A 464-nucleotide genomic window follows, 5' to 3' on the forward strand; every position below is an offset into this window, starting at 1 on the left:
TCGCCTCTGACTGCCAGGGCATCCACCGTGTACGCTTGTTCGCTTAACCTCACAACCCGAAGAAGTCTTCGTGCTGCAAGTTTGAGAGACTCTGACACACCGCGCATTCCTTATTACGGAGGAAATGCAACAGTATGTCTGTTTCAATTTTCAGCTTGTTCCGGATTGTTAAAGAGCAAATATCTCAAACATGACTTTACAGTCAGTTTTGAGATATTAATCGGTAACGCCTTTCACTCATTACCAGCAGGTGGCGTCCCTTAGGGGATTCGAACCCCTGTTACCGCCGTGAAAGGGCGGTGTCCTGGGCCTCTAGACGAAAGGGACTTCGCTTTCGCAGACAACCCTGCTTCTTTACTTTCTATCAGACAATCTGTGTGAGCACTACGAGGTTGTATCTTTCAGGTAAGGAGGTGATCCAACCGCAGGTTCCCCTACGGTTACCTTGTTACGACTTCACCCCA

General features: G+C 48.7%; 1 tRNA gene and 1 rRNA gene. Both read right to left on the minus strand.

The features are described from left to right. Window positions 1–251: 251 nt before the first annotated feature. A tRNA-Glu gene (locus tag AACV31_RS17360) sits at window positions 252–327 on the minus strand. Between the two features lie 79 nt (window positions 328–406). Then, window positions 407–464: ribosomal RNA gene (locus AACV31_RS17365) — 16S ribosomal RNA — on the minus strand; the annotation flags it as partial.

Origin of the sequence: Cronobacter sp. EKM101R, from assembly GCF_963888145.1 — a bacterium.
Lineage (GTDB): Bacteria > Pseudomonadota > Gammaproteobacteria > Enterobacterales > Enterobacteriaceae > Cronobacter > Cronobacter turicensis.